The organism is Caballeronia sp. SEWSISQ10-4 2, from assembly GCF_030464885.1.
In the GTDB taxonomy this organism is placed as follows: Bacteria; Pseudomonadota; Gammaproteobacteria; order Burkholderiales; family Burkholderiaceae; genus Caballeronia.
This window is the reverse complement of sequence record NZ_JALPRJ010000112.1, coordinates 1-20,235: the sequence shown is the minus strand read 5'-3', so window position 1 is coordinate 20,235 and position 20,235 is coordinate 1. Positions and strand designations below refer to the sequence as shown.

The following is a 20,235-nucleotide window of genomic DNA, read 5'->3' as shown; positions in this document are numbered from 1 at the left end:
GCTAATAGTGATAAATAGAATAACTAACTTAAACCGACCGCTAACCTGAGCAGCACCAACCCGGCATCCCCCCGACCTCCCCAAAACCCAGAACCCCAAGTGCGAACGACCCCACTAGTCCAACCCAAGCCCCGACGGAGTCTCCGCATCCCGCATGTTGTAAGCAGACAAGATCCGATACAACGTGACACGCGACACACCAAGTTCCCGCGCCGCATCGCCCACGCGTCCGCGATTCCTCAGCAAGGCCATTTCGATCGCCTGCCGCTCCCCCACCTCGCGCGCCTGCGCAAGCGACATGGGTACGCATTCCGCAAACTCGCCGAGTTCAAGATCATGCGCGCCGATCAGCCGCCCTTCGGTCATCACGATCGCGCGCCGCACGCGATTAATCAACTCGCGCACGTTGCCCGGCCACCCATAGTTTTGAATCGCTGCGATAGCGTCGGGAGCAAAACCACGAATACGCCGGTTCGCGTCTTTTTCGAAGCGATCGAGCATATGCCTCGCCAGCAATTCGATGTCCTTGCCACGTGCACGCAACGGCGGTTCGTCGATCTGCAGCACGCACAACCGGTGGTACAGGTCCGAGCGAAACCGGCCTTCAACCATGGCGGTCTGCATGTCGACGTGCGTTGCAGAGACAATGCGCACGTCCACCGGCGTGGACTCGTGACCGCCTAGACGCTCGATCTTGCGTTCCTGCAGAAAACGCAACAGGCTGGCCTGACTCTCCAGCGGCAAGTCGCCGATCTCATCGAGAAACAACGTGCCGCCATTCGCCGCTTCCACGCGGCCGATCTTGCGCTGGTTCGCTCCGGTGAAAGCGCCGCGTTCATAACCGAATAACTCGGACTGCAAAAGATGAGCGGGAATGGCCCCGCAGTTGATCGCCACAAACGGCTGGTCGTGCCGCGTTGAACGCGCGTGGATGGCTACTGCGGTCAGCTCCTTTCCGGTGCCCGATTCGCCGGAGATAAACACAGGTGCGTCGGTCATCGCCACTTTGCGGATTGCACGGAAGAGCGCGACCATGGCATCGCACGAGCCGATCATGTCACCTTCGGCGTGACTATTGTTCTTGCCGTTTGCCGGGTCGCGTACGCCGCCGTCATTCAGGGCCGCTATCCCGTAAGCGTGGCCCAGCGCGTTCAAGATGCGGTCCCCCGATGCCGGGAGCGTCACATAATCAAAGCAGAAGTCGCGAACGAGACGCCGAATGGTTGAATCTTCAAGCTGCGCAGGCGACAAGAGCGCTAACCAGCCCACGGTCTTTATCGATAACCAGCTTTCAGCCAGACGCAGATTGGCCAGAACGCTTCGCGCAGAGAAATCAAGCAGTCCGCCGCTGGGCTTCGATGAAAAATTCCCCGTCTCACGATTCAGTTCCATGGCCTTGACTGTCCAGCCGCGCGTGTCCAGGAGCGAGCGAAGTTCGAGCGTCAAAGGATCGCCTACGTAAAACAGATGCCTGGGAAGCGGTGAGGAATCAGCCATGAAAGTCATACCGGTTAGTTAGAGCGAACGCCGCTATCCAACGCCGCGGAGTCAGCACATTTTGAACACTTGGCGAAACTTGCAGTTGCCGGTCTCACAAAAACTGCACGCGCTTTAGTTATATCGACTCCGTATTCGGAAACTTGAAAGAACGGAAGGTTGACCGATCGTCTCTTAGTCGTGCCATAAAGCCCCGCTTTCATGTTTGCATCTTGTCTTCGGTCAGCAACCAGACAACGACCGGTAACAAGTTCCCTGTCTTGACCAGCAGCGCTTTTCCATGCCGATAAGCCTTAGAAGCCGCCAACAGCATATGTTATCTGCGCAACTGGCCCGTTTGTTTGCTTTTTAGCGTCAAGGCAATTATTTCACGTTCGCCCCTTTTTTGTGTCGAAGAGACTCGATTGTTATCAACACGCCACACGTCTGGCGAATTAATTTCAGGCAAGGCTAGCGAATTTTCGTGATCCGCAACTAAGGCACACCGCAATTCAAGCTGAATAAAAGGTTTGGCATAATTATTTGTATGAACATTTGAAAGCAAGATGCAGCGGGGCCGGCGTTCATAAGCCGTTTGCTAATTCACCCCAATACCAGCCCGGCGCCTTTTAACGCGTCGCGAATTCCGAGCGCGGGGTAAGCGTTGTCGACGGTGCGCATGTCCGCACGCGTCTCCTCGACGATCCAGTCGCGGATCGCTTCGACTATCGGCCGCATCGGCCGGCTTTCTGGCGATACCAGACAGCAACGCCGGCTCGTCACGATCAACTCCTGCTCAGCCGGCAGCAGAGCGCCTTCCGCGAGCCAGTGCGACACGACGTTGAGCCAGCCCAGCGCGATCCCTTGCCCGAGCAGCGCGGCCTGCACGACGATGGCGTAGTCGTTGAAGCTGAGCATGCTGGCCGCACGCCGCTTGTGCTCGGCGAACGCGCTGAAGCGGTCGTGCCATCCGCGCTCGCCGTCGTCCATGACGATGACGGTGTCTCCATGCGCGCCGGCCTCATCCAGCAGAGCCTGTTCGTGATAGCGGCGATTACATACCGGCAGCAGCACTTCAGGCATGACAAGCACGCTGTTCGCGCCTATCTCGTCCTGCGTCGTGAAGCGCATGCCGAGATCGACGTCGACAAGCGGCCCGCCGATACGCCCGGAAATCAGTTGAAAGCGCAGGTCGACGGAAGGAAACGCCTGATTGAGCCGGTTCATGCGCGGCATCAGCCAGTGCGTGGTGAAAGCAGTCGATACCGACAGCGTCACCGATTCCACCCCCGTTGCACGCGCCTCGATCTCGCGGATCGCACCTTCGATTCCGCTAAAACCCTCGGAGATCTTCCGGTAAAGGATCCGGCCGTTCTCCGTCAACTCGATACCGCCGCGCACACGCTCGAACAAACGCACGCCCAGATGATCTTCCATGCGCGCCAACATGCGGCTGACGGCAGGCTGGCTCACATAAAGCTCCTGCGCCGCGCGGGTAAAGTTACCGCAGCGCGCGGCGGCTTCGAAGACGAACAGCGCATTCGCGCTCGGCAGTTTCTTGCGTAGATTAGGCATGACCTCATGTTATGCCTGATCCAACAATTCGGGAATTGCCGCCAAAAAAAGTGCGCCGTATATTTTGACCAACCGAAGACTTCGTGGCGAGAAAACAGCGTATGGATGCAAGGGCGAAAGCAGGTGTCTCGATCCGATCGGCCGCGAAGCGTTATGGCTCCGTGGTCGCGCTGGACGACGTGTCGCTCGATATTGCCCCCGGCGAATTCGTCTCGCTGCTCGGGCCCTCCGGCTCGGGCAAGACCACCTTGCTCGGCATCCTGGGCGGCTTCGTGCAGCCGAGCTCCGGGGCGGTGTGGGTGGGAGAGCGGGATATTACATACGCGCCACCGCACAAGCGCGACATCGGTATCGTGTTCCAGAACTACGCACTGTTCCCGCATATGACGGTTGGCGAGAACGTGGCGTTTCCGCTGCGGGCACGGCGTCAGCCAAAAGCGGGCTGGGCCCGCAAGGTATCCGATGCACTGGCGATGGTCGAGCTGAGCGGTTATGAAAGCCGCGGCATTAGCCAGTTGTCGGGCGGCCAGCGCCAGCGCGTGGCACTGGCTCGCGCGATGGTCTTCGAACCGCAACTGATCCTGATGGACGAACCGCTTTCAGCACTCGACAAGCAGTTGCGCGAGACCATGCAGATCGAATTGCGGCGCTTGCACAGGAAGCTGGAAGCGACGATTGTCTACGTGACCCACGACCAGCGCGAGGCGCTCACCATGAGCGACCGCGTGGCCGTGCTGCGTAACGGGCGGCTGATCCAGATCGATACGCCGGAGCGTCTATACGACCGTCCGTGCGACGCGTTCGTAGCGAGTTTTATCGGCGAGGCGACGTTGCTCGATATCACCCGCGCGGGCGATGACGCCGTGAAGCTGGGCAGCATTGTCTTGCGAACCGCACACCCGCTGCCGCGCGGCGAAAAGCTTTTGCTGGCGGTGCAGACCGAAAAGCTGGTGATAGATGGCGGGCACGAAAGGCCCGGCGTGAACCGGCTGGTGTGCCGCGTCACCGAGGTGCTGTATCAGGGCGAGAGCCTGCGGGTATTCGCCACCCTCGCCGACGGCACGCCGATCAGTCTCAGGCAGCCCGGCAGTCACGACGCGCGCCAACGAATCCCCGCGCCGGGTGCAGAGATGACGGTCTTGCTCGATCCGCAGGACACCATCGTCGTGCCGGCTTGAGTTTTTATACGCCCGTGAAAGCGGGCAATATCGTCAACATTCCAAACGGACTATAGAGGATTACGAATCATGAAGCTCAAGGATTTCAAGGTATTGACGTTCGACGTGGTCGGCACGCTCATCAACTTCGAGCGCGGCGTGCTGGCGTCGGTGCGCCGTCTGAGCGGCGCGGCGGCGAAGGATCTCACCGACGACCAGATCTTCGAGCCCTACATGCGCGGCCGCGCGACGTTTCCGGGCCGTTCCAGCGTAGAAATGGCAAACGTGTACAAGTCGCTTGCGGGCGAACTCGGCCTGCCCGGGGACGACGAGACCGCCGCTGCGTTCCAGCGCGACGTGCTCGACTGGCCCGCATTCGAAGACTCGGTGGCGGCGCTCAAGCGGCTGCGCAAGCACTATCGGCTGGTCGCCATGACAAACGCGGATCGCGTGGCGTTGTCGGCTTACGCGCACACGCTGGGCGATCCGTTCGACGACACCGTATGCGCCGATGAAACCGGCGTCGCCAAGCCGGACCCGCAATTCTTCGCGTACAACCGCGGCCGTCAAGCGGCGTTCGGCTATAAGTTCAGCGAGATCCTGCACACGGCGCAAAGCCAGTATCACGACATTGGTGTTGCAACCGAACTCGGTTATGCGACCTGCTGGATCGAACGTCGTCAGGGTATGAAGGGTTTTGGCGCGACGCCGACGCCGAACGCCGTCATCACGCCGACGTTCACTTTCCCGACGCTAGCCGCGCTTGCCGACGCCGTGGAAGCCGAAGCGCGCGCCGCATGAAGCAGCCGGTGACTCGACCGGGCGCGTCGTCTCTATGGATCGCCATGGCGGGTGCCGAGCCTTCAGCAGAAGCACCCGTTAGCACAGGTGCGCCGCTCGATCGCGATCTCATCGTGGACGTGGCGGTGATCGGTGCGGGCTACTCGGGGTTGTCGGCGGCGTACGCGTTGCAAAAGCGGGGCGTGCACGCGGTCGTGCTCGACGCCAATCCGGTCGGCTGGGGCGCGAGCGGACGCAACGGCGGCGTGGTGTCGTCGAAGTTCCGCTTGTCGTTTCCCGCCATCGAACGCCTGCACGGTCTTGAAACCGCGAAGACGATGCACCGGCTCGCGCACGACGGCGTGCGGGTGGTCGAACAGTTCATCGATGAATTCAAACTTGGCCGTGCACGTTTTGAACACACCGGCAGTCTCCGCTGCGCTCATACCGAACGCGCATTCGCGTCGATTCGCGCTGAGGCAGAGTGGGTGAAGCAACAACTCGGCGACACTACGATGACCGTTCAATCGCGTGCCGAGGTCGAGCATGAAACGGGATCGAAGGCGTTTGTCGGCGGCGTGCTGAGCGCTGACGCCGGTACCATCCTGCCGCTGGAATACGTGCGCGGACTGGCGGCCGGCCTCACGCAGCGCAAGGTGGAAATCTACGAATCGACACCTGTGCTCGACATGATTCGCTCAAGCGGCAGCGGTGGCGTGACCTTGCGCACCCCGAACGGTACGGTCCGGGCGAAGCAGGTGATAGTCGGCACCAACGCCTATTCGAACCTGACGCCCGCGACTGCGGCGTATCAACGGGAGCTGGTGCCGTTCCGCAGCGCGATGATCGCAACGGAACGTCTGCCGGCCGAACTCGATGCCCGTCTGATGGTCGAGCGCCGCAGCTATACGGAGACGCGGCGCATGATGAAATGGTTTCGCAAAGTCGATGGCCGCATGCTGTTCGGCGGACGCGACGCGTTCGGCAAGGAAGGGCAGACGACCGGCTTCGATGCATTGCAGCAGGCCATGGCCGCGCTTTTTCCGGATCTGGCCGGCGTGCGCGTAGAGTATGCATGGTCGGGTTATGTCGGCATGACGTTCAACTCGCTGCCTCATGTGGGCCGCAGCGACGACACAACGACTTTTTGTCTCGGTTATAACGGGGCGGGGGTAGCGATGGCTAGTTTGCTTGGGCAGCATGCGGCGGCTCTCGCACTCGGCGATAAGCCGGAGCTTTCGTTGCTTGCGGCGCCCGGCCTGAACCCTGTGCCGTTCCATTCGCTGCGTGCACCGGGCGTTCGCCTGGTGGCCGCGTGGTATCAATTCCTCGATGCCGTAGGTGCATGATGCGAAGCGCCACCCGGACTATTCAAGGACAGACTGCAATGCAGACCTCGTCAGCCGATCCTTCCATGCTTTATCAACGGCGCGAAGATTGCACGATGCTGCTGTTGATGACGCCCGCGCTGCTGGTGATCGTGTTGCTGCTGGTCGTGCCGCTTGCATGGCTCTCGTGGCAGTCCATCTGGAACCACGGTTTCACGTTCGAGAACTACCGGCGAATATTTACCGGCGTGTACCTCGATACGTTCTTGCTGACCTTCAAACTCAGTGTGATCGTCACGGTCGTGACCTTGTTGCTGGGTTACCCGGTGGCGTATTTCGCGGCGTCCGTGTCACCCAGGTTCAGCGCGCTGATACTTGGCATGGTCATCCTGCCTTTCTGGACCAGCGTGCTGGTGCGGACTTACGCCTGGCTCGTCTTGTTGCAACGCACCGGCGTGATCAACAAGTCGCTGATAGCGACCGGTCTCATCGATCATCCCTTGCAACTCGCGTACAACCAACTCGGCACGGTCGTTGCCATGGTGCACATCCTGTTGCCGTTCATGGTGCTGCCGCTCTATTCGGCGATGCAGAAAATTCCGCAGAACCTCTCGCAAGCCGGCGCAAGTCTTGGCGGTTCGCCGCTGCATGTGTTTGCGCGCGTGTTCCTGCCGTTATCGATGAGTGGGGTCATCGCAGGCGTCACGCTTGTGTTCATCCTGTGTCTCGGCTTTTACATCACACCCGAACTGATGGGCGGCGGCAAGTCGGTCATGGTGTCCATGGTCGTGAGCCGCAACGTCGAGATCTACAATAGCTGGGGCGCGGCAAGTGCGGTCAGCGTGGTGTTGCTGCTTTGCGTGTTCGCCATCTTCTACGCCGCGAGCCGCGTGGTTCCGCTCGAAAAAACCCTGGGCGCGAAATGAACGCAATGACCGAAATGAAACCACCCTCGTTCGGCCGCATCGTCCTCGGCTTCGCTGTGGTCCTGATCCTCGTGTTCCTGATGGTGCCGATCCTGATCGTCGTGCCGCTGTCGTTCTCCGACACGCGGTTCATGACTTTCCCGCCACCCGGCTACTCCCTGCGCTGGTACCACGCGTTCTTCGGCAACCCGGCGTGGATCGATGCAGCGCGGACCACGTTGATTGCCTCGACCTGTGCCGCGCTGATCGCAACGCCGCTCGGCGTGGCAGCCGCGTATGCGATCCAGAACGGCACGCACCGCAGCATGCGTTATCTGCGCACCGTGCTCATGTTGCCGCTGATGGTCCCTATTATCATAGTCGCAGTCGGCGTGTTTTTCGTGTACTCGCAAATGGGATACGTGAATACCCTGGGCGGGCTGATTATCGCGGACACAATGTTGGGTTTGCCTTATGTGCTTATTTCCGTAGGCGCGGATTTGCGTACCTTCGATCCCACCCAGGAGATGGTTGCGCGTAGTCTTGGCATGAACCGCCTGCGCAGTTTCATGACGGTCACGCTGCCGCAGATCAAGTCGAGCGTGGTCTCCGGCGCGGTGTTCGTATTCATCCAGGCGCTGGACGAAACGGTGGTCGCGCTGTTTGTTTCGGGTGGCACGAACCAGACCCTCACGCGCCGCATGTTCGTCACCTTGCGCGACGAGATCGATCCGACCATCGCCGCGATCTGCACGATGCTGACCGCCTTGACGCTGTGCCTCGTGATGATTGTCGTGGTGAGCCGCAAGTCATCCGCACGCGTCTGAACGATTCATAACCGGAGCCCGCAATGAGCCATGAATTGCAGTTTTATATCGGCGGCGAGTGGGTCGCGCCAGCGGGCCAGACACGTCTGCCCGTCATTGATCCTTCCACCGAAGAGGCCTTCGCCGAGATTGCGATGGGCACCCCCGCCGATGTCGATCGCGCGGTCGTCGCGGCACGCAAGGCGTTCGCGTCGTTCGCTCTGACCACGCCGGAGGAACGGCTTGCGCTGATCCGCAAGATCCTGGAAGCGTACAGCGAACGCTACGACGAGATGGCGCAGCTCATCTCGCGTGAAATAGGCGCGCCGCGTGCGTTGGCACACGGCTGGCAGGCCGGACTTGGCACGCGGCATCTCAAGGAACTGATCCGAACCTGCGAGGCGTTCACCTGGCAGCGAAAGAAAGGGACGACACTCATCACGCATGAACCGATCGGCGTCGTAGCGCTAATCACACCGTGGAACTGGCCGATCAATCAGATCGTCTGCAAGGTCGCTCCGGCTATAGCCGCTGGTTGCACGATGGTGCTCAAGCCCAGCGAAGTGTCGCCGTTGAACGCGCTTCTGTTCGCCGAGGTACTCGACGCAGCGGGTGTTCCGCCGGGCGTATTCAATCTCGTGAACGGCGATGGCCCGACAGTCGGCGCCGCGTTGTGCAGCCATCCCGATGTGGACATGGTGTCGTTCACCGGCTCGACACGCGCGGGCATCGAAGTCGCCAGGCTGGCCGCACCAACAGTCAAGCGCGTGCACCAGGAGCTGGGCGGCAAGTCGGCGAACCTGATTCTCGACGACGCCGATCTCGACGCCGCCGTGACCGCGGGCGTGAATGCATGTTTCGGCAATAGCGGCCAGTCGTGCAATGCGCCCACGCGCATGTTCGTGCCAGCGGCGCGGCACGAAGAAGCGGTGGCAATCGCTTGCCGTGCGGCCGAAGCCCATGTAGTGGGTCCCGCCGATGCAGCCGGCACGACCCTTGGACCGGTGGTCAGCGCGTTGCAGTTCGAGCGCATCCAGCGCTTGATTGAAACCGGCATGGACGAGGGCGCTCGCGTGGTAACCGGCGGACCCGGCCGGCCTGATGGGCTGACGCGCGGTTACTTCGTCCGGCCGACAGTGTTTGCAGGCGTGACCCCGGACATGACCATCGCACGCGATGAAATCTTCGGCCCGGTGCTGTCTATCTTGCCGTATCGCGACGAGGACGATGCCATCGCCATGGCCAACGACAGCGTGTTCGGCCTCGCCGCCTATGTGCAATCCGGCGACATTGAACGCGCCCGGCGCGTGGCGCGCCGGTTGCGCGCCGGCAGCGTCCACCTCAACTATCCCGCATGGGACGCAGGCGCGCCGTTCGGCGGCTATAAACAATCGGGCAATGGCCGCGAGTACGGCGAATGGGGACTCGAGGCATTTCTCGAGGTCAAGGGCATTGTCGGTTACGGTGCCTGACGAGCCGCCGAGCGGATTATGTCGGCGATCCGCTCGGCGATCATGATGGTCGGGATGTTCGTGTTCGCGCACGGGATAGAAGGCATCAGCGAGGCATCGCAGACCCGCAGGTTCTGTACGCCGTAGACGGCGCCCGATGCGTCCGTGACGGCCGCCGGATCATCGGCCGCGCCCATCCTGCATGTTCCCGAAGGGTGCCACGTGCCACCGACCGAACGCGTGACGAACTGCGTCATGGCGTGGTCGTCGTCGAGCAGACTGGTGATGGATATTCCTTGCGTCACCAGCCGGTGAATCAGGGTTTGTCGCAACGGCCCGGCCCAATCCAGTATCGCGCTCAACACCCCGCGCTGGATCGCGTTCGCGGTTCCCGGCACCGCCACCTTGGCAACTCGCGGTGAATAACTCGACGGGAAAATCGTGCTGCGATGACCTGCCATCGAAGGGTCTGCGAGCGTCTGTGCGCCGAAGCGAACCGCGAGCTTCAGGCGTTCAAGGTCGCGCGGATCGGAGAGCATGTTGAACTCTACGGCAGGTTCATCGAGCGGACTCGCCGATGTCAGCGTGACCCGCCCGCGTGAGTACGATTTGTTGACCCAGAAGAAGATCGTCCCCAGCCGATAACCTATGGAATGCCAGCCCGAACGCGAGAGGATCGCGCCGTGCATGTCGCCTTGAACGGTACCCGGCAGACCCGACGAAAAGCGCACGATGGCCTGCTCGTGATGTTCATCGGGGAAGGGTGTGCGCGCGGACTTGGGCAGGAAGGCGGAGACGGCGATGGACGGATGCTCCATCAGGTTGCCGCCGACGCCGGGCCGGTCCGCGACCAGTGGGATGTGCAGTGCAGCGAGGTCATCTGCTGGACCGATGCCGCTGCGCAGCAGTATCGCGGGGCTATGGATCGCGCCTGCGCACAGGATCACCTGAGCGGCGTGCAGGTCCTCGCCCGAAGCGAGGCGCGCGCCGATCGCCCTGGTGTTGTCGAATAGCATGCGGTCCGCCAGGACGTCGGTCCTGATTGTCAGGTTCGGGCGCTGGCGGACGGCATCGGTGAGATAGCAGATGGAGGTCGGAATCCGTTCGCCTTCGGCGCTTACCGCAATTGCGCCAACGAAGGTGCCGTCTTGCCACGGTCCGTTTTGATCGTCGAACCTGGCATGGCCGCGACGCTCCAGCGTAGCAAGCACAGATCGTACGAACGGCGATATACGCGGCCAGGCCGTGCGTTTGATGCGGACCGGCCCGGTTTCTCCATGCAGTTCGCCGCCGAAGTCCGTATCTGTTTCGAGCTTGCGAAAGTAGGGCAGGCACGCGGTCCAGTTCCAGCCGTGCGCGCCGAGCGACTCCCACTCGTCGTAGTCAGCGGGGGCTCCGCGATTCGCCATCAGCGCGTTGATGGCCGAGCCGCCGCCGAGGATACGGGCCTGCTCGTAACGGCGCGGCTGAACCGCAAGGCTCATCTTTGCCGTGAGTCGTTTCCATATATGGCGGGTATTCAGATACGCGCGGCCGGGATAGCGGCTGCGGATAGCAGCGGGCATGCTGGCAGCGGAAATAGGGCCGCCGGCTTCAATCAGGCAAACGGTCTTGCCGGCGTCTTCTGACAGGCGCGCAGCAAGCACGCATCCAGCCGATCCACCGCCGAGAATAAGGTAGTCGATCACGTTCTGCTTAGGGGAGCGTCATGGCAGAGGAGATGCATGAACGCCCGGGAGCGTGGAGTTTCCCGAGCGCATGCAGCCAGCCAACAGCTTGAATAAGGCGGTCGTTCACTGCATGAACTTGAGCCACCGCGCCTTGGCCTGAATACCGGGTTCGGACGCCCACCAGTCCTCGGACATCAACGCTTGCTTGGCTGCATTCTCCGGCGAGCTTGGCAATTCGCTCGCACGCTTCTCGGTGATCTTGCCGGTCTTGAACGCGGCCGGATTGCCCGGACCATAGTCGATATAAAGCGGCAGGTTAGCCTGCAATTCCGGCGATACCGCCGCGTTCACGAACTGGATAGCCGTCGGCAGGTTCGGCGCGTTCTTCAGGATGCACAACTGCGTGTTTTGCAGGATGCCGTCGTGGTAGGTAAAGGCAATATCTGGATTGTCCTTCTTCACGGCGCTTGCGCGACCGTTCCAGATCATCTCCATGTCCACTTCGCCGTCGTGCAGCAGTTGCGCCGACTGCCCTCCCGACGTCCACCATACGGTGACATCCGGCTTGATCTGCTGGAGTTTCTTGAAGGCCCGGTCGACGTCCAGCGGATAGAGCTTGTCACGCGCCACGCCGTCGGCGAGCAAGGCGGCTTCGAGCACCGTTTGCGGATCGTTACGAAGCGCGCGTGTGCCGGGGAACGCCTTCACGTTCCAGAAATCGGCCCAGCTTTGCGGCACTTTCTTGAGCGACTTCGTGTTGTAGCCGATCACCGTCGAATAGAACTCGTAAGCGACTGAATAAGGAGTGCGGTACTTTTCCGGCATGGCGGCTGCGTTCGGCAGCTTCGAAAAATCCAGTTTTTCAAGCAAGCCTTCGCGGCCGCCGCGCAGACAGTTCGACGTTGGGGTATCCACTACGTCCCAGATCGGTTTGCCGGTCGCGCCCTGCGCCTTGATGGCCGGCCATGCATCCGGAATGCTGTCCTGGTTGACCGTGATGCCGAGCAGCTTTGCGGCGGGATCCAGAATGGCCTTGGTCTGAGCTTCCTGATAGGTGCCGCCTTGCGACACGAAGGTTATTTGTCCGGCGGCAAACGCCGGTCCGGATGAGGCAAGACCAATTAGCAGCGACAGTGCGACGGGGCGAAGCGACAGGGTTCTCATCGACGGCGGTCCTGGGTGGTTGAATGATTCGGCTGCGGATCATGGAGTCGCATGGGGCTTGACTGAAGTGTCAGGTCTGACACGCGATCAATGTAATGTCTGCTGCGGGCCTTGGTCTTCGTTCGGACTCGAATGCTTAAGCGCTGGCTGTTGCACTGCAAGGCAAGGCTTGCATGACGGGCATGGAGAAAATATAGGGGGCCATTTTCCAGGTGGCAATGCCGCAATTGTTTGAGCACCCATAACATGGGGTAATGATCAACTCAACGTGTGGCAGTGTGACCTGGGTTTTGCCGGAAGGGCGCCGGCGGCGAGGTAAGGAATCCCTTAGAGGCAGAACAGCGCTTTCTTAGCGAATTTCGAGGGTTTCCCGATTTAAAAACAGTGGGTCGTGTTCTACGATCAACTTACTCAAAACTCCGTGTCCGCCAAGCTACGATGAGTGCCGATCTTTTCAACCATGGAACTGCCGTCGGGCAAATCGAGGGCATCTGCTCGCGCTTGTTCGACGCGTGGTGCGAAACCAGGAACATCACCTCCTTGACGTTCCTGCTGCATTGCTGGCCGTTGATAAGCATTGAACCGGCCTCGCTGAGACAAATCTCCAATACCCTGGGCGAGCTTCGGAAATCGCATGGCGGCGCGTTGAACGAAGAGCAAACAAAACTGCTGGTCGAATTAGAACAACACATTAAAGACCTGCAGGTGCATGCGCCGGAATACTACGCGGTTGATCGTCAGGGTCGGGACCGCGCATGGGTTACGTCGAAGTTACTGCGCCTTTGCCGGATCGAACCATAACTCCTTGCGGGCATAGGGAACCCACGGCGGCAGGAACGGGTTCTTGAGCTCGATGATGGTTCGCGTCTTTAGCTTGAGTCCGGCTAGTTGCCTCGCGAAATGGCGGTTGAAGAAGGCGTCAAAGCTGCCGTCGCGCTCCATTTGTTCCAGGCCGTCGCTGATGCGGGTCGCCAGACGCGGATCGGATTTGCTGACGTAGAAGCATTGTGCAAACGCATATTTAATTAACAGATGCTGCTCGATCGCGAGCTCGGGATAACGGTCGCGGTAGGCTGCAAGCTCTCCGGGCGCCTCGGTTACGCCACGCGGAAACATGTCGAAGCGCCCATGCGTCAGCATGAGAAATAAAGAGTCATAAGTCTCGGCGGTTCTCACCGGGACGCGGTTGTACTCGTATACGCGGACATCGCCCCATAACGCACCCTGGCCGACCGACAGTGAGCGGAATTGATCGAGCGTCGTGACCTCGGCAATTTTCGCCTGACTGTCCTTTGAAATCAGCGCTACACGGTAGCCAAGCAAACCCTTGTCGATGGGAAAAGGGACTGGAATCATGCCCTCGTCCAAATCCTTGTGGCCTACGTCGCTGATCATGATGTTGATCCGTTTTCCCTTGATCGCTTCCAGATGCGAGCGCGCAACGGAGATGTCGTCCGTATAAGCACGCTCGACGTAAGGGCCGTATTTCGGCGTTGTCCGCCGCAGCACTTCGGTGAGCAATTCGAACGCATACGCGTAGCGGACCAGGTATTCCTCGGACTTCAGGGGTTTCACGATATCCTGCGCGCACACCGTCGAGGTCATCGTGAGCACGGCTAGCCATCCCATGAGGACAATACGCATGCTTTTCTCCCAACCACGGAATACCGGCAAGCTTAACGGCGTTGCCTGATTGCCGCGACAACCGGCCAGCCCTTTGCGTTCCTCTTCTCAGCACGTCGTTAGACCATCGCCGTTTTAGAGAGCGCAGAATAGGCGGGTCGAGAACAAAGGCTGGTCTGAGGAAATATGGCGCTCAAAACGTTTGGCGGACTGTGTGATCTGGTCGGCCGCCACCGCAGCAGTGTCGTGATGCGGCTGCTCGCTATCGTCTTTCTGTTCAGTTGCACGGTCACGTTGACGCTGACGGCGCTTCAACTGTATCGCGATTACCACCGGGGAGTAATGCTCATTGAAAGCCGGCTTGCGGAGATCGATGGAAGTTATCGCGGCAGCCTGGGCGAAGCGCTCTGGCGGCTGGACCGGCCACAGCTCGAACTCCAGCTCGAAGGCATCCTCCATCTGCCGGACATCCGGCTGGCCGAAGTCACGGAGGTGATTGCCAGCGACAGTTCCATGGTGGTCGCCGCCGGAACTCACCCGCACGGCCCGGTCATCGTGCGCAGTTTTCCGATCGTCTACCGTATTCAAGGGCACGAGGAGCCGATCGGCACGCTGCGCGTGGAGGCTACACTCGAGAACCTGTATAACGAACTGTTCAGGACGGCACTGGTGATCCTGCTAAGCCAGGGCGCCAATACGTTTCTCGTGTCCCTGTTCACCATCTACATTTTCTCGCGACTCGTCACGCGCCACCTCGCCACGGTGGCGCGACGCGTTGAAAGTTATGACTTCCGGCACGCGCCGGAAGCTTTTACGCTGCAACGCAGGCGTCCACGCCAGCCGGACGAACTCGAGCGCGTAGTGGCCGCATTCGACGCCATGTGCGCTCGCCTTCATTGCGCTTATAAGGACGAGCGGGAAGCTACCGAGGGGCGCGAAGCCCGGCGCACCGCGGAGGCGGCCAACCGGGCGAAATCTGAATTCCTCGCCAACATGAGCCACGAACTGCGTACGCCGCTGAATGGCATCCTGGGGTACGCGCAAGTCCTGGGCCGCGACCGGACGCTCAGCGAGCGGCAGCGTGACGGGCTCGGCGTGATCCAGCGCAGTGGCGAGCATCTGCTGGCGCTGATCAACGACATTCTCGATATCTCCAAGATCGAGGCAGGCAAAATGCCCTTCGATATCGTGGCGGTGCCGCTCCCCGGTCTTCTTGGCGACATCAGGGAAATCATCGGTGTGAAGGCCGAACAAAAGCAGCTTGTCTTTGTGTGCGACGCAGCACCCGACGTGCCCAACGCCGTGCGTGCCGACGAGCGGCGGCTGCGTCAGGTACTGCTCAACCTGCTGGCGAACGCGGTGAAGTTCACCGACTGCGGCCACGTGAGCCTGCGTGTGGCGCTGTTGCTCGACGGCCGGGTCCGCTTTACTGTTGAAGATACGGGAATCGGCATTGGTGAAACGCAACGGGAGCTGATCTTCGAGCCGTTCGAACAGACCGGCGATGAACAGCGGCATCGTGGCGGAGCGGGGCTTGGCCTCGGCATCAGCCGGCAGCTCATGCGTTCGATGGGGAGCGACATCATGGTCGAGAGCCGCAAAGGCGAGGGCAGTACCTTCTGGTTCGACCTGGAGGCAGTTCCGGTACCGTCTGTGTCGGCAGTCGCTCATGCCGCACGGGTGGTGACCGGCTATGCAGGACCGCGTATGAATGTGCTGGTGATCGACGACGTGCCCACCAACCGCGTGGTGGTGGTCGACATGCTGGGCCAGATCGGCTTCGAGATGATTGAAGCCGCCAGCGGCCCGGAAGCGCTGGAGAAAGCCCGGTTGAAGCGTCCGTCGCTGGTCCTGACCGACATTGTGATGCGGGAGATGGACGGACTCGAGACCATACGGCGCTTGCGGCTTCTGCCGGACCTTGCCAATGTGCCGATCATCGCAATCTCGGCAAGCCCGTCGGGTGGCGATGAACAGCGCAGCCTGACTGCCGGCGCAGACGCGTTCGTGGCGAAACCCATCCACCTCGACACGCTGCTGGCGCAGATTGCAGGAGTGCTGAAACTGACCTGGACTTATGCGCCGCTTGGCGAAGCGCTGGCGGAGCCCACGACGGCGGCACCGTGCCTGGCCGTGCCTTCTCACGAGATGGAGAGCCTGCATCGGCTTGCACGCCAGGGCAACATGCGCGAAATCATGCTGTGGGCGGAACGCATCACGATGCTCGACGAGCGTTATAGCGCGTTCGCCGCTGAATTACGCACGCTCGCAAAAAACTATCGGACCAAGGCTCTCGTGCAATTCGTCGAACAACATCTTGAAGGGGGACAAGCGTCATGAGCGAGACCGCTATCGACCTTGCAGCGGCAACCATGGAGCCTCCCGCGGTTTTGATCGTGGACGACACGCCTGCCAATCTGAGCGTCGTGGTGGAGAGCCTCGAGGGCCAGGGGTTTCGCGTGCTCGTGGCGCTGGACGGTCTGGAGGCGCTGGAGCGCGCGGCGTTCTCGCAGCCCGATCTCATCCTGCTGGACGTCAAGATGCCCGGCATAGACGGCTACGAGACCTGCCGCCGGCTTAAATCGAATAGCGATACCAGCGACATTCCGGTGATCTTCATGACGTCGATGTCCGCGACTGCCGACGTGGTCGAAGGGCTTGCGGCGGGCGGCGTCGACTACGTGACCAAGCCGATCCGGGTTGACGAAGTCGTGGCGCGCATTGGCACGCATCTGGCATTGCGCACCTTACAGCAGCAACTCGTGACGCGGAACATGCAGTTGCAGCATGAGATTGCCGAGCGCGAAAAAACCCAGCAAGCGTTATCCGATGCACGAGACGAACTCGAGGCGCGGGTCGCGCAACGCACCGAGGAGCTGGCGCGGGCCAATGTCAGCCTCAATCTGGAGATTGTCGAACGCAGAGGCGTGGAGGCGCGGCTGAAGGAAAGCGAGGCGCGGTTTCGCGCGATTGTCGAGACCAGCCCGGTGCCGCTGTGCATCACGTCCATGCCGGAAGGCGACATCCTGTACATGAACCAGCCGCTGCGTGAACTCTTTGCGCTCGACGCAACGCGGCCTCCCGTTGGTAACATCGTCGACTTTTATGCTTCGCCCCAGGAACGCGACGAGTTAGTGCATCATCTGCGCGACGACGGAAATTTGCGCAACGCGGAGTTGCGTTTCAGGCGGCCTGACGGGACCTCGTTCTGGGCCGTGGCGAACGCACGCGTGGCTACCTACGGCGACGTCCCAGCTATCTACGTGGGACTCTACGATGTCACCGCGCGCAGGAAAGCCGACGAGAAACTGCGAGCGAGCGAAGCGAGCCTCGCCAACGCCCAGCGCCTTGCCCGGCTCGGCGACTGGGCGTGGGATCGAGATGGCGGCATCACGCACTGGTCGTCCGAGCTCTACCGTATTCTCGGTCTTGAACCGTCGGTCGCTAAGCCGTGTTATAGCGCTTATCTCGCGGTGGTCCATCCCGACGACCACGCCGTTGTCAGGCGTGCGATGCGTGTATTGCTCTCCAGAGGGCAATCGTTTGGCATTGACCATCGTATCGTGGGTCCGGATGGAAGCACGCGTATCGTACGGCTTCAGGCAGAACTCGTGGATGCGAGAGACGGGCAGTCGTGGGGTATCGTTGGTACTGTCCAGGACATCACCGAGCGCAAGCGTACCGAGGAGGAACTGCTTGCGTCGCGCGAGCAGTTGCGCGAGTTGTCGGCCTACCTGGAGGCAATCCGCGAAGAGGAGCGGCGGCGCATAGCATTGGAGATTCACGACGAACTGGGTCAGCTGCTCACCGCGCTAAAAATGGATGTTGCACTGCTCAAGATGCGCGTAGTCCCGGACGCGGAAGCTACCCGGAAGATCGACGATATCCGGGAGCTGGTCGAGAAAACCATCTGGATGGTACGCAACGTTGCGAGCCACTTGAGACCGGCGGCGCTCAACTTCGGTATTGTGTCGGCCCTGGAGTGGCTTGCGGAAGACTTCAGCCGGCGTAACGGCATGCCTTGCCAACTGGTGGTTCGAGGTGGTGAACCCAGTCTTGCCGACGCCCATGCGACGGCCGTGTTCCGTATCGTCCAGGAGTCGCTCACGAATGTATCGCGGCATGCCGGCGCTTCTCGCGTGGCTGTGACGCTTGTCAGCAGCGACGTGGCGCTCGATTTGCGGGTGAGCGACGACGGCCAGGGCTTCGATATGGAGTTGGCGCAAGACGGTTATTCCTACGGCTTGCTCGGCATGAGCGAGCGGGCCCGCTTGATTGGAGGGACGTTGCAGATCGACAGTGCACCAGGCGCCGGAACCATGGTTTCAATCAATTTACCGCTGGATGGCGGACGAGAACAATGATCAGTATTTTTATAGCGGATGACCACGCAATCGTAAGAAGCGGCCTGAAGCAGATCGTTGCCACGACCAGCGACATTGCGGTGGTAGGTGAAGCGGGGCACGGGTCCGAAGTCGTCGACAAGCTGCGTGCTTGCCACGTGGATCTGCTATTGCTCGATATGACCATGCCCGGCATTAGCGGCGTGGATCTGATCCGGCGCGTGCGGGCGGAGCAACCCACGTTGCCGATCCTGGTGCTGAGCATTCACAATGAGGGGCAGGTGGTGTCGCGGGCGTTGCGCGCAGGCGCGACGGGCTACGTGACCAAGGACAGCGACCTCGAGGTCCTGCTGGCTGCTATCCGCAAGCTGGCGGCGGGGGGCCGGTTCATCGATCCCAAACTGGTCGATGCGATTGTTTTCGACTCGCCTTCAAGCGACGGGCCTCCGCACGAGATCCTCTCGGATCGCGAGTTCCAGGTGCTGCAAATGCTCGCGGCCGGCAACAGCATCAACGACATTGCCGATGCGTTGTCGCTTAGCGCAAAAACCATCAGCACGCACAAGATGCGGCTTATGCAGAAGCTCGGGCTTAACAACAATTCTGAAGTCATCCGGTACGCGGTGAGGCACGGTCTGGTGACGGAGTAAGGGAGTTGAATGGCGTGGCAGGCTTGTCAGGAAATCCCTATAGCGGTTGCAGGGTATCCCTAGATCAAATTCCGCTTCTACCGACTGGAAAAACCATCTGAACCAGATAGCATGGTGTCATGCGAAACGGTCTGGACGGACGGGCTGGCAATGGCCAAATTCCTTGGGTCGTGAGCCATCGCGGAATCGCAGTTGTTGGTAGCCGCTACCGGTCAAGTGTAGGTCAGTTCGTTTGGTGTTTCCCTGGCGAGTACAGCGGTTGCGGTTACGGCGCTTACGTTTAGGTGCAGTAAATCTGTCTGTTGTTCAACTCTTGTTTTCTATCATCACGATGGCTCTTGGCAAGTGTTCCCACCGTCTCCCGGAAGGCTTCGATGAAGCGTGTCCGGATGGTAGTTTGACGACCTTTGGTGAGTTCCGCGGAGATTCCATGGCTAACAAATCCGGAATGCCACGAGAGGAAGAAGTGGTTGACCTCGGCAGCTGGATCAGTGTCTGGTACGACAAGGCAGTTGCCGCGCGGTTCATCCAGCCTCCGTTCGTCTTGGACGATTCGACGGCGGATCGTCTTCAGGGCTATTTCGATGTAGGCCTCACGCCAGGCGACGCCGTTCATGCTTTTTTCGGTGTGATGCATTGATAGTCACGCCGCCGCATGTTGGTGCGGCAAGGTTGTAGAACCTTCAGCGGCCCTTGCGCCGGGAGGTTGAGATGGTCAGGCTCTCAGTTCTAGCCCTCCCCTCGGAGCTAGAATTTAAGGCGTCGTGTTCCGCACGGCGCCTTTTTTTTGTGCGCCCAGCATGGGCGCACTCTTGTGGGTGCAAGTCCCGCCGCAAGTTGATCACAGCGAGCGAAGCGAAGCGCAACTGCGTGAGGGTGACCGAGCGTGGGGAGGAAGCGTGGACCGAAACTGCGAGCCGATGAACAAGAACCGGATAGAAGGCGTTGCCAACCAGGGCGAGCGGGCAGAAAACCGCAAAGCTCTCGTGATCAAGGGGCGGTGGCGTAGATCCGGCGGTTGCGCAGCGAAGGAGTGGGTTCTTACCTGGGGAGATCTTGCTTTATGCCTGAAAGGGTGACGGCGTCGAGCCGGAGCGAGAAGTCAGCAGAGGCCGAATTAGTCACAGGATAGGCCGGCGAGGCTGAAGCTAGTGACGAAGGGCCGAACGAGAAGGAGTGTTCAGCGTCATGTCGATGCGGCAGGCAATGCGTCAGATGCCCGTGCAAACGGGGCAAGTGGGAGCAGGCCCGACGCTTTTGGCACCTGATAGCACGGTGCTCGCCAGACTGAAGGATGTGTGAACCCC

16 protein-coding genes are annotated in these 20,235 nt (G+C 60.6%); 10 read left to right on the top strand and 6 right to left on the bottom strand.

Annotation, left to right across the window (positions count from 1 at the left end):
- Positions 1–114 precede the first annotated feature (114 nt).
- Both M0D69_RS39590 and M0D69_RS39585 read right to left on the bottom strand, forming a co-directional pair.
- Positions 115–1,497 carry a sigma-54 dependent transcriptional regulator gene (locus tag M0D69_RS39590; protein WP_301787253.1) on the bottom strand — a complete coding sequence of 461 codons (1,383 nt, stop codon included), beginning with the start codon at positions 1,495–1,497 and terminating at the stop codon, positions 115–117.
- A 582-nt stretch (positions 1,498–2,079) separates the two neighbouring features.
- Entirely contained in the window at positions 2,080–3,051 is a 972-nt protein-coding gene (locus tag M0D69_RS39585; protein WP_301787252.1) for a LysR family transcriptional regulator, read from the bottom strand.
- 101 nt (positions 3,052–3,152) lie between these two features.
- On the opposite strand from M0D69_RS39585, the gene M0D69_RS39580 reads away from it, so the two are divergent.
- From M0D69_RS39580 to M0D69_RS39555, 6 genes are all read left to right on the top strand, one after another.
- Positions 3,153–4,229 (top strand): ABC transporter ATP-binding protein, encoded by a 1,077-nt coding sequence (locus M0D69_RS39580; protein WP_301787251.1) that lies wholly within the window; start codon positions 3,153–3,155, stop codon positions 4,227–4,229.
- A 69-nt stretch (positions 4,230–4,298) separates the two neighbouring features.
- Positions 4,299–5,009 carry an HAD-IA family hydrolase gene (locus tag M0D69_RS39575; protein ID WP_301787250.1) on the top strand — a complete coding sequence of 237 codons (711 nt, stop codon included), beginning with the start codon at positions 4,299–4,301 and terminating at the stop codon, positions 5,007–5,009.
- 44 nt (positions 5,010–5,053) lie between these two features.
- The gene (locus M0D69_RS39570) at positions 5,054–6,337 is read left to right on the top strand and encodes an FAD-binding oxidoreductase (RefSeq protein ID WP_301787254.1); all 1,284 of its coding nucleotides are present in this window, start codon (positions 5,054–5,056) and stop codon (positions 6,335–6,337) included.
- Between the two features lie 38 nt (positions 6,338–6,375).
- Positions 6,376–7,242 (top strand): ABC transporter permease, encoded by an 867-nt coding sequence (locus M0D69_RS39565; RefSeq protein WP_301787249.1) that lies wholly within the window; start codon positions 6,376–6,378, stop codon positions 7,240–7,242.
- Positions 7,243–7,256: 14 nt separating this feature from the next.
- A complete protein-coding gene (locus tag M0D69_RS39560; protein WP_301787248.1) occupies positions 7,257–8,048 on the top strand; it encodes an ABC transporter permease in 792 nt (263 codons plus the stop codon).
- Between the two features lie 23 nt (positions 8,049–8,071).
- Positions 8,072–9,499 carry an aldehyde dehydrogenase family protein gene (locus tag M0D69_RS39555; protein ID WP_301787247.1) on the top strand — a complete coding sequence of 476 codons (1,428 nt, stop codon included), beginning with the start codon at positions 8,072–8,074 and terminating at the stop codon, positions 9,497–9,499.
- Here M0D69_RS39555 and M0D69_RS39550 read toward each other — a convergent pair.
- Both M0D69_RS39550 and M0D69_RS39545 read right to left on the bottom strand, forming a co-directional pair.
- Entirely contained in the window at positions 9,487–11,166 is a 1,680-nt protein-coding gene (locus tag M0D69_RS39550) for a GMC family oxidoreductase (RefSeq protein ID WP_301787246.1), read from the bottom strand. The genes M0D69_RS39555 and M0D69_RS39550 overlap by 13 nt on opposite strands.
- A 105-nt stretch (positions 11,167–11,271) precedes the next feature.
- Positions 11,272–12,312 carry an ABC transporter substrate-binding protein gene (locus tag M0D69_RS39545; protein ID WP_301787245.1) on the bottom strand — a complete coding sequence of 347 codons (1,041 nt, stop codon included), beginning with the start codon at positions 12,310–12,312 and terminating at the stop codon, positions 11,272–11,274.
- A 438-nt stretch (positions 12,313–12,750) separates the two neighbouring features.
- Here M0D69_RS39545 and M0D69_RS39540 point away from each other — a divergent pair, with 438 nt between their 5' ends.
- Positions 12,751–13,113: a hypothetical protein gene (locus M0D69_RS39540; RefSeq protein ID WP_301787244.1), complete on the top strand. Its 363-nt coding sequence runs from the start codon at positions 12,751–12,753 to the stop codon at positions 13,111–13,113.
- Here the strand turns inward: M0D69_RS39540 and M0D69_RS39535 are convergent.
- Positions 13,084–13,956: a transporter substrate-binding domain-containing protein gene (locus M0D69_RS39535; RefSeq protein WP_301787243.1), complete on the bottom strand. Its 873-nt coding sequence runs from the start codon at positions 13,954–13,956 to the stop codon at positions 13,084–13,086. The two genes, M0D69_RS39540 and M0D69_RS39535, sit on opposite strands and share 30 nt — an antisense overlap.
- 165 nt (positions 13,957–14,121) lie before the next feature.
- On the opposite strand from M0D69_RS39535, the gene M0D69_RS39530 reads away from it, so the two are divergent.
- From M0D69_RS39530 to M0D69_RS39520, 3 genes are read left to right on the top strand one after another with little or no spacing between them, the layout of a single operon-like run.
- Entirely contained in the window at positions 14,122–16,275 is a 2,154-nt protein-coding gene (locus M0D69_RS39530) for an ATP-binding protein (protein WP_301787242.1), read from the top strand.
- Positions 16,272–18,299 (top strand): response regulator, encoded by a 2,028-nt coding sequence (locus M0D69_RS39525; RefSeq protein WP_301787241.1) that lies wholly within the window; start codon positions 16,272–16,274, stop codon positions 18,297–18,299. Before M0D69_RS39530 ends, M0D69_RS39525 begins: the two co-directional genes overlap by 4 nt.
- Positions 18,296–18,928, top strand: a complete 633-nt coding sequence (locus tag M0D69_RS39520; RefSeq protein ID WP_301787240.1) for a response regulator transcription factor — start codon at positions 18,296–18,298, stop codon at positions 18,926–18,928. Before M0D69_RS39525 ends, M0D69_RS39520 begins: the two co-directional genes overlap by 4 nt.
- Before the next feature lie 280 nt (positions 18,929–19,208).
- On the opposite strand, the gene M0D69_RS43950 is transcribed toward M0D69_RS39520, so the two are convergent.
- Positions 19,209–19,544 (bottom strand): hypothetical protein, encoded by a 336-nt coding sequence (locus M0D69_RS43950; RefSeq protein ID WP_367619824.1) that lies wholly within the window; start codon positions 19,542–19,544, stop codon positions 19,209–19,211.
- Between the last annotated feature and the right edge of the window lie 691 nt (positions 19,545–20,235).

Excerpts from the sequence above, each read along its gene's own strand:
- M0D69_RS39570 (WP_301787254.1), top strand. The coding sequence starts at position 5,054 with ATGGCGGGTGCCGAGCCTTCAGCAGAAGCACCCGTTAGCACAGGTGCG.
- M0D69_RS39585 (WP_301787252.1), bottom strand. The coding sequence starts at position 3,051 with ATGCCTAATCTACGCAAGAAACTGCCGAGCGCGAATGCGCTGTTCGTC.
- M0D69_RS39565 (WP_301787249.1), top strand. The coding sequence starts at position 6,376 with ATGCAGACCTCGTCAGCCGATCCTTCCATGCTTTATCAACGGCGCGAA.
- M0D69_RS39540 (WP_301787244.1), top strand. The coding sequence starts at position 12,751 with ATGAGTGCCGATCTTTTCAACCATGGAACTGCCGTCGGGCAAATCGAG.
- M0D69_RS39530 (WP_301787242.1), top strand. The coding sequence starts at position 14,122 with ATGGCGCTCAAAACGTTTGGCGGACTGTGTGATCTGGTCGGCCGCCAC.
- M0D69_RS39520 (WP_301787240.1), top strand. The coding sequence starts at position 18,296 with ATGATCAGTATTTTTATAGCGGATGACCACGCAATCGTAAGAAGCGGC.
- M0D69_RS43950 (WP_367619824.1), bottom strand. The coding sequence starts at position 19,544 with ATGAACGGCGTCGCCTGGCGTGAGGCCTACATCGAAATAGCCCTGAAG.
- M0D69_RS39560 (WP_301787248.1), top strand. The coding sequence starts at position 7,257 with ATGAAACCACCCTCGTTCGGCCGCATCGTCCTCGGCTTCGCTGTGGTC.
- M0D69_RS39580 (WP_301787251.1), top strand. The coding sequence starts at position 3,153 with ATGGATGCAAGGGCGAAAGCAGGTGTCTCGATCCGATCGGCCGCGAAG.
- M0D69_RS39545 (WP_301787245.1), bottom strand. The coding sequence starts at position 12,312 with ATGAGAACCCTGTCGCTTCGCCCCGTCGCACTGTCGCTGCTAATTGGT.
- M0D69_RS39575 (WP_301787250.1), top strand. The coding sequence starts at position 4,299 with ATGAAGCTCAAGGATTTCAAGGTATTGACGTTCGACGTGGTCGGCACG.
- M0D69_RS39525 (WP_301787241.1), top strand. The coding sequence starts at position 16,272 with ATGAGCGAGACCGCTATCGACCTTGCAGCGGCAACCATGGAGCCTCCC.
- M0D69_RS39590 (WP_301787253.1), bottom strand. The coding sequence starts at position 1,497 with ATGGCTGATTCCTCACCGCTTCCCAGGCATCTGTTTTACGTAGGCGAT.
- M0D69_RS39535 (WP_301787243.1), bottom strand. The coding sequence starts at position 13,956 with ATGCGTATTGTCCTCATGGGATGGCTAGCCGTGCTCACGATGACCTCG.
- M0D69_RS39555 (WP_301787247.1), top strand. The coding sequence starts at position 8,072 with ATGAGCCATGAATTGCAGTTTTATATCGGCGGCGAGTGGGTCGCGCCA.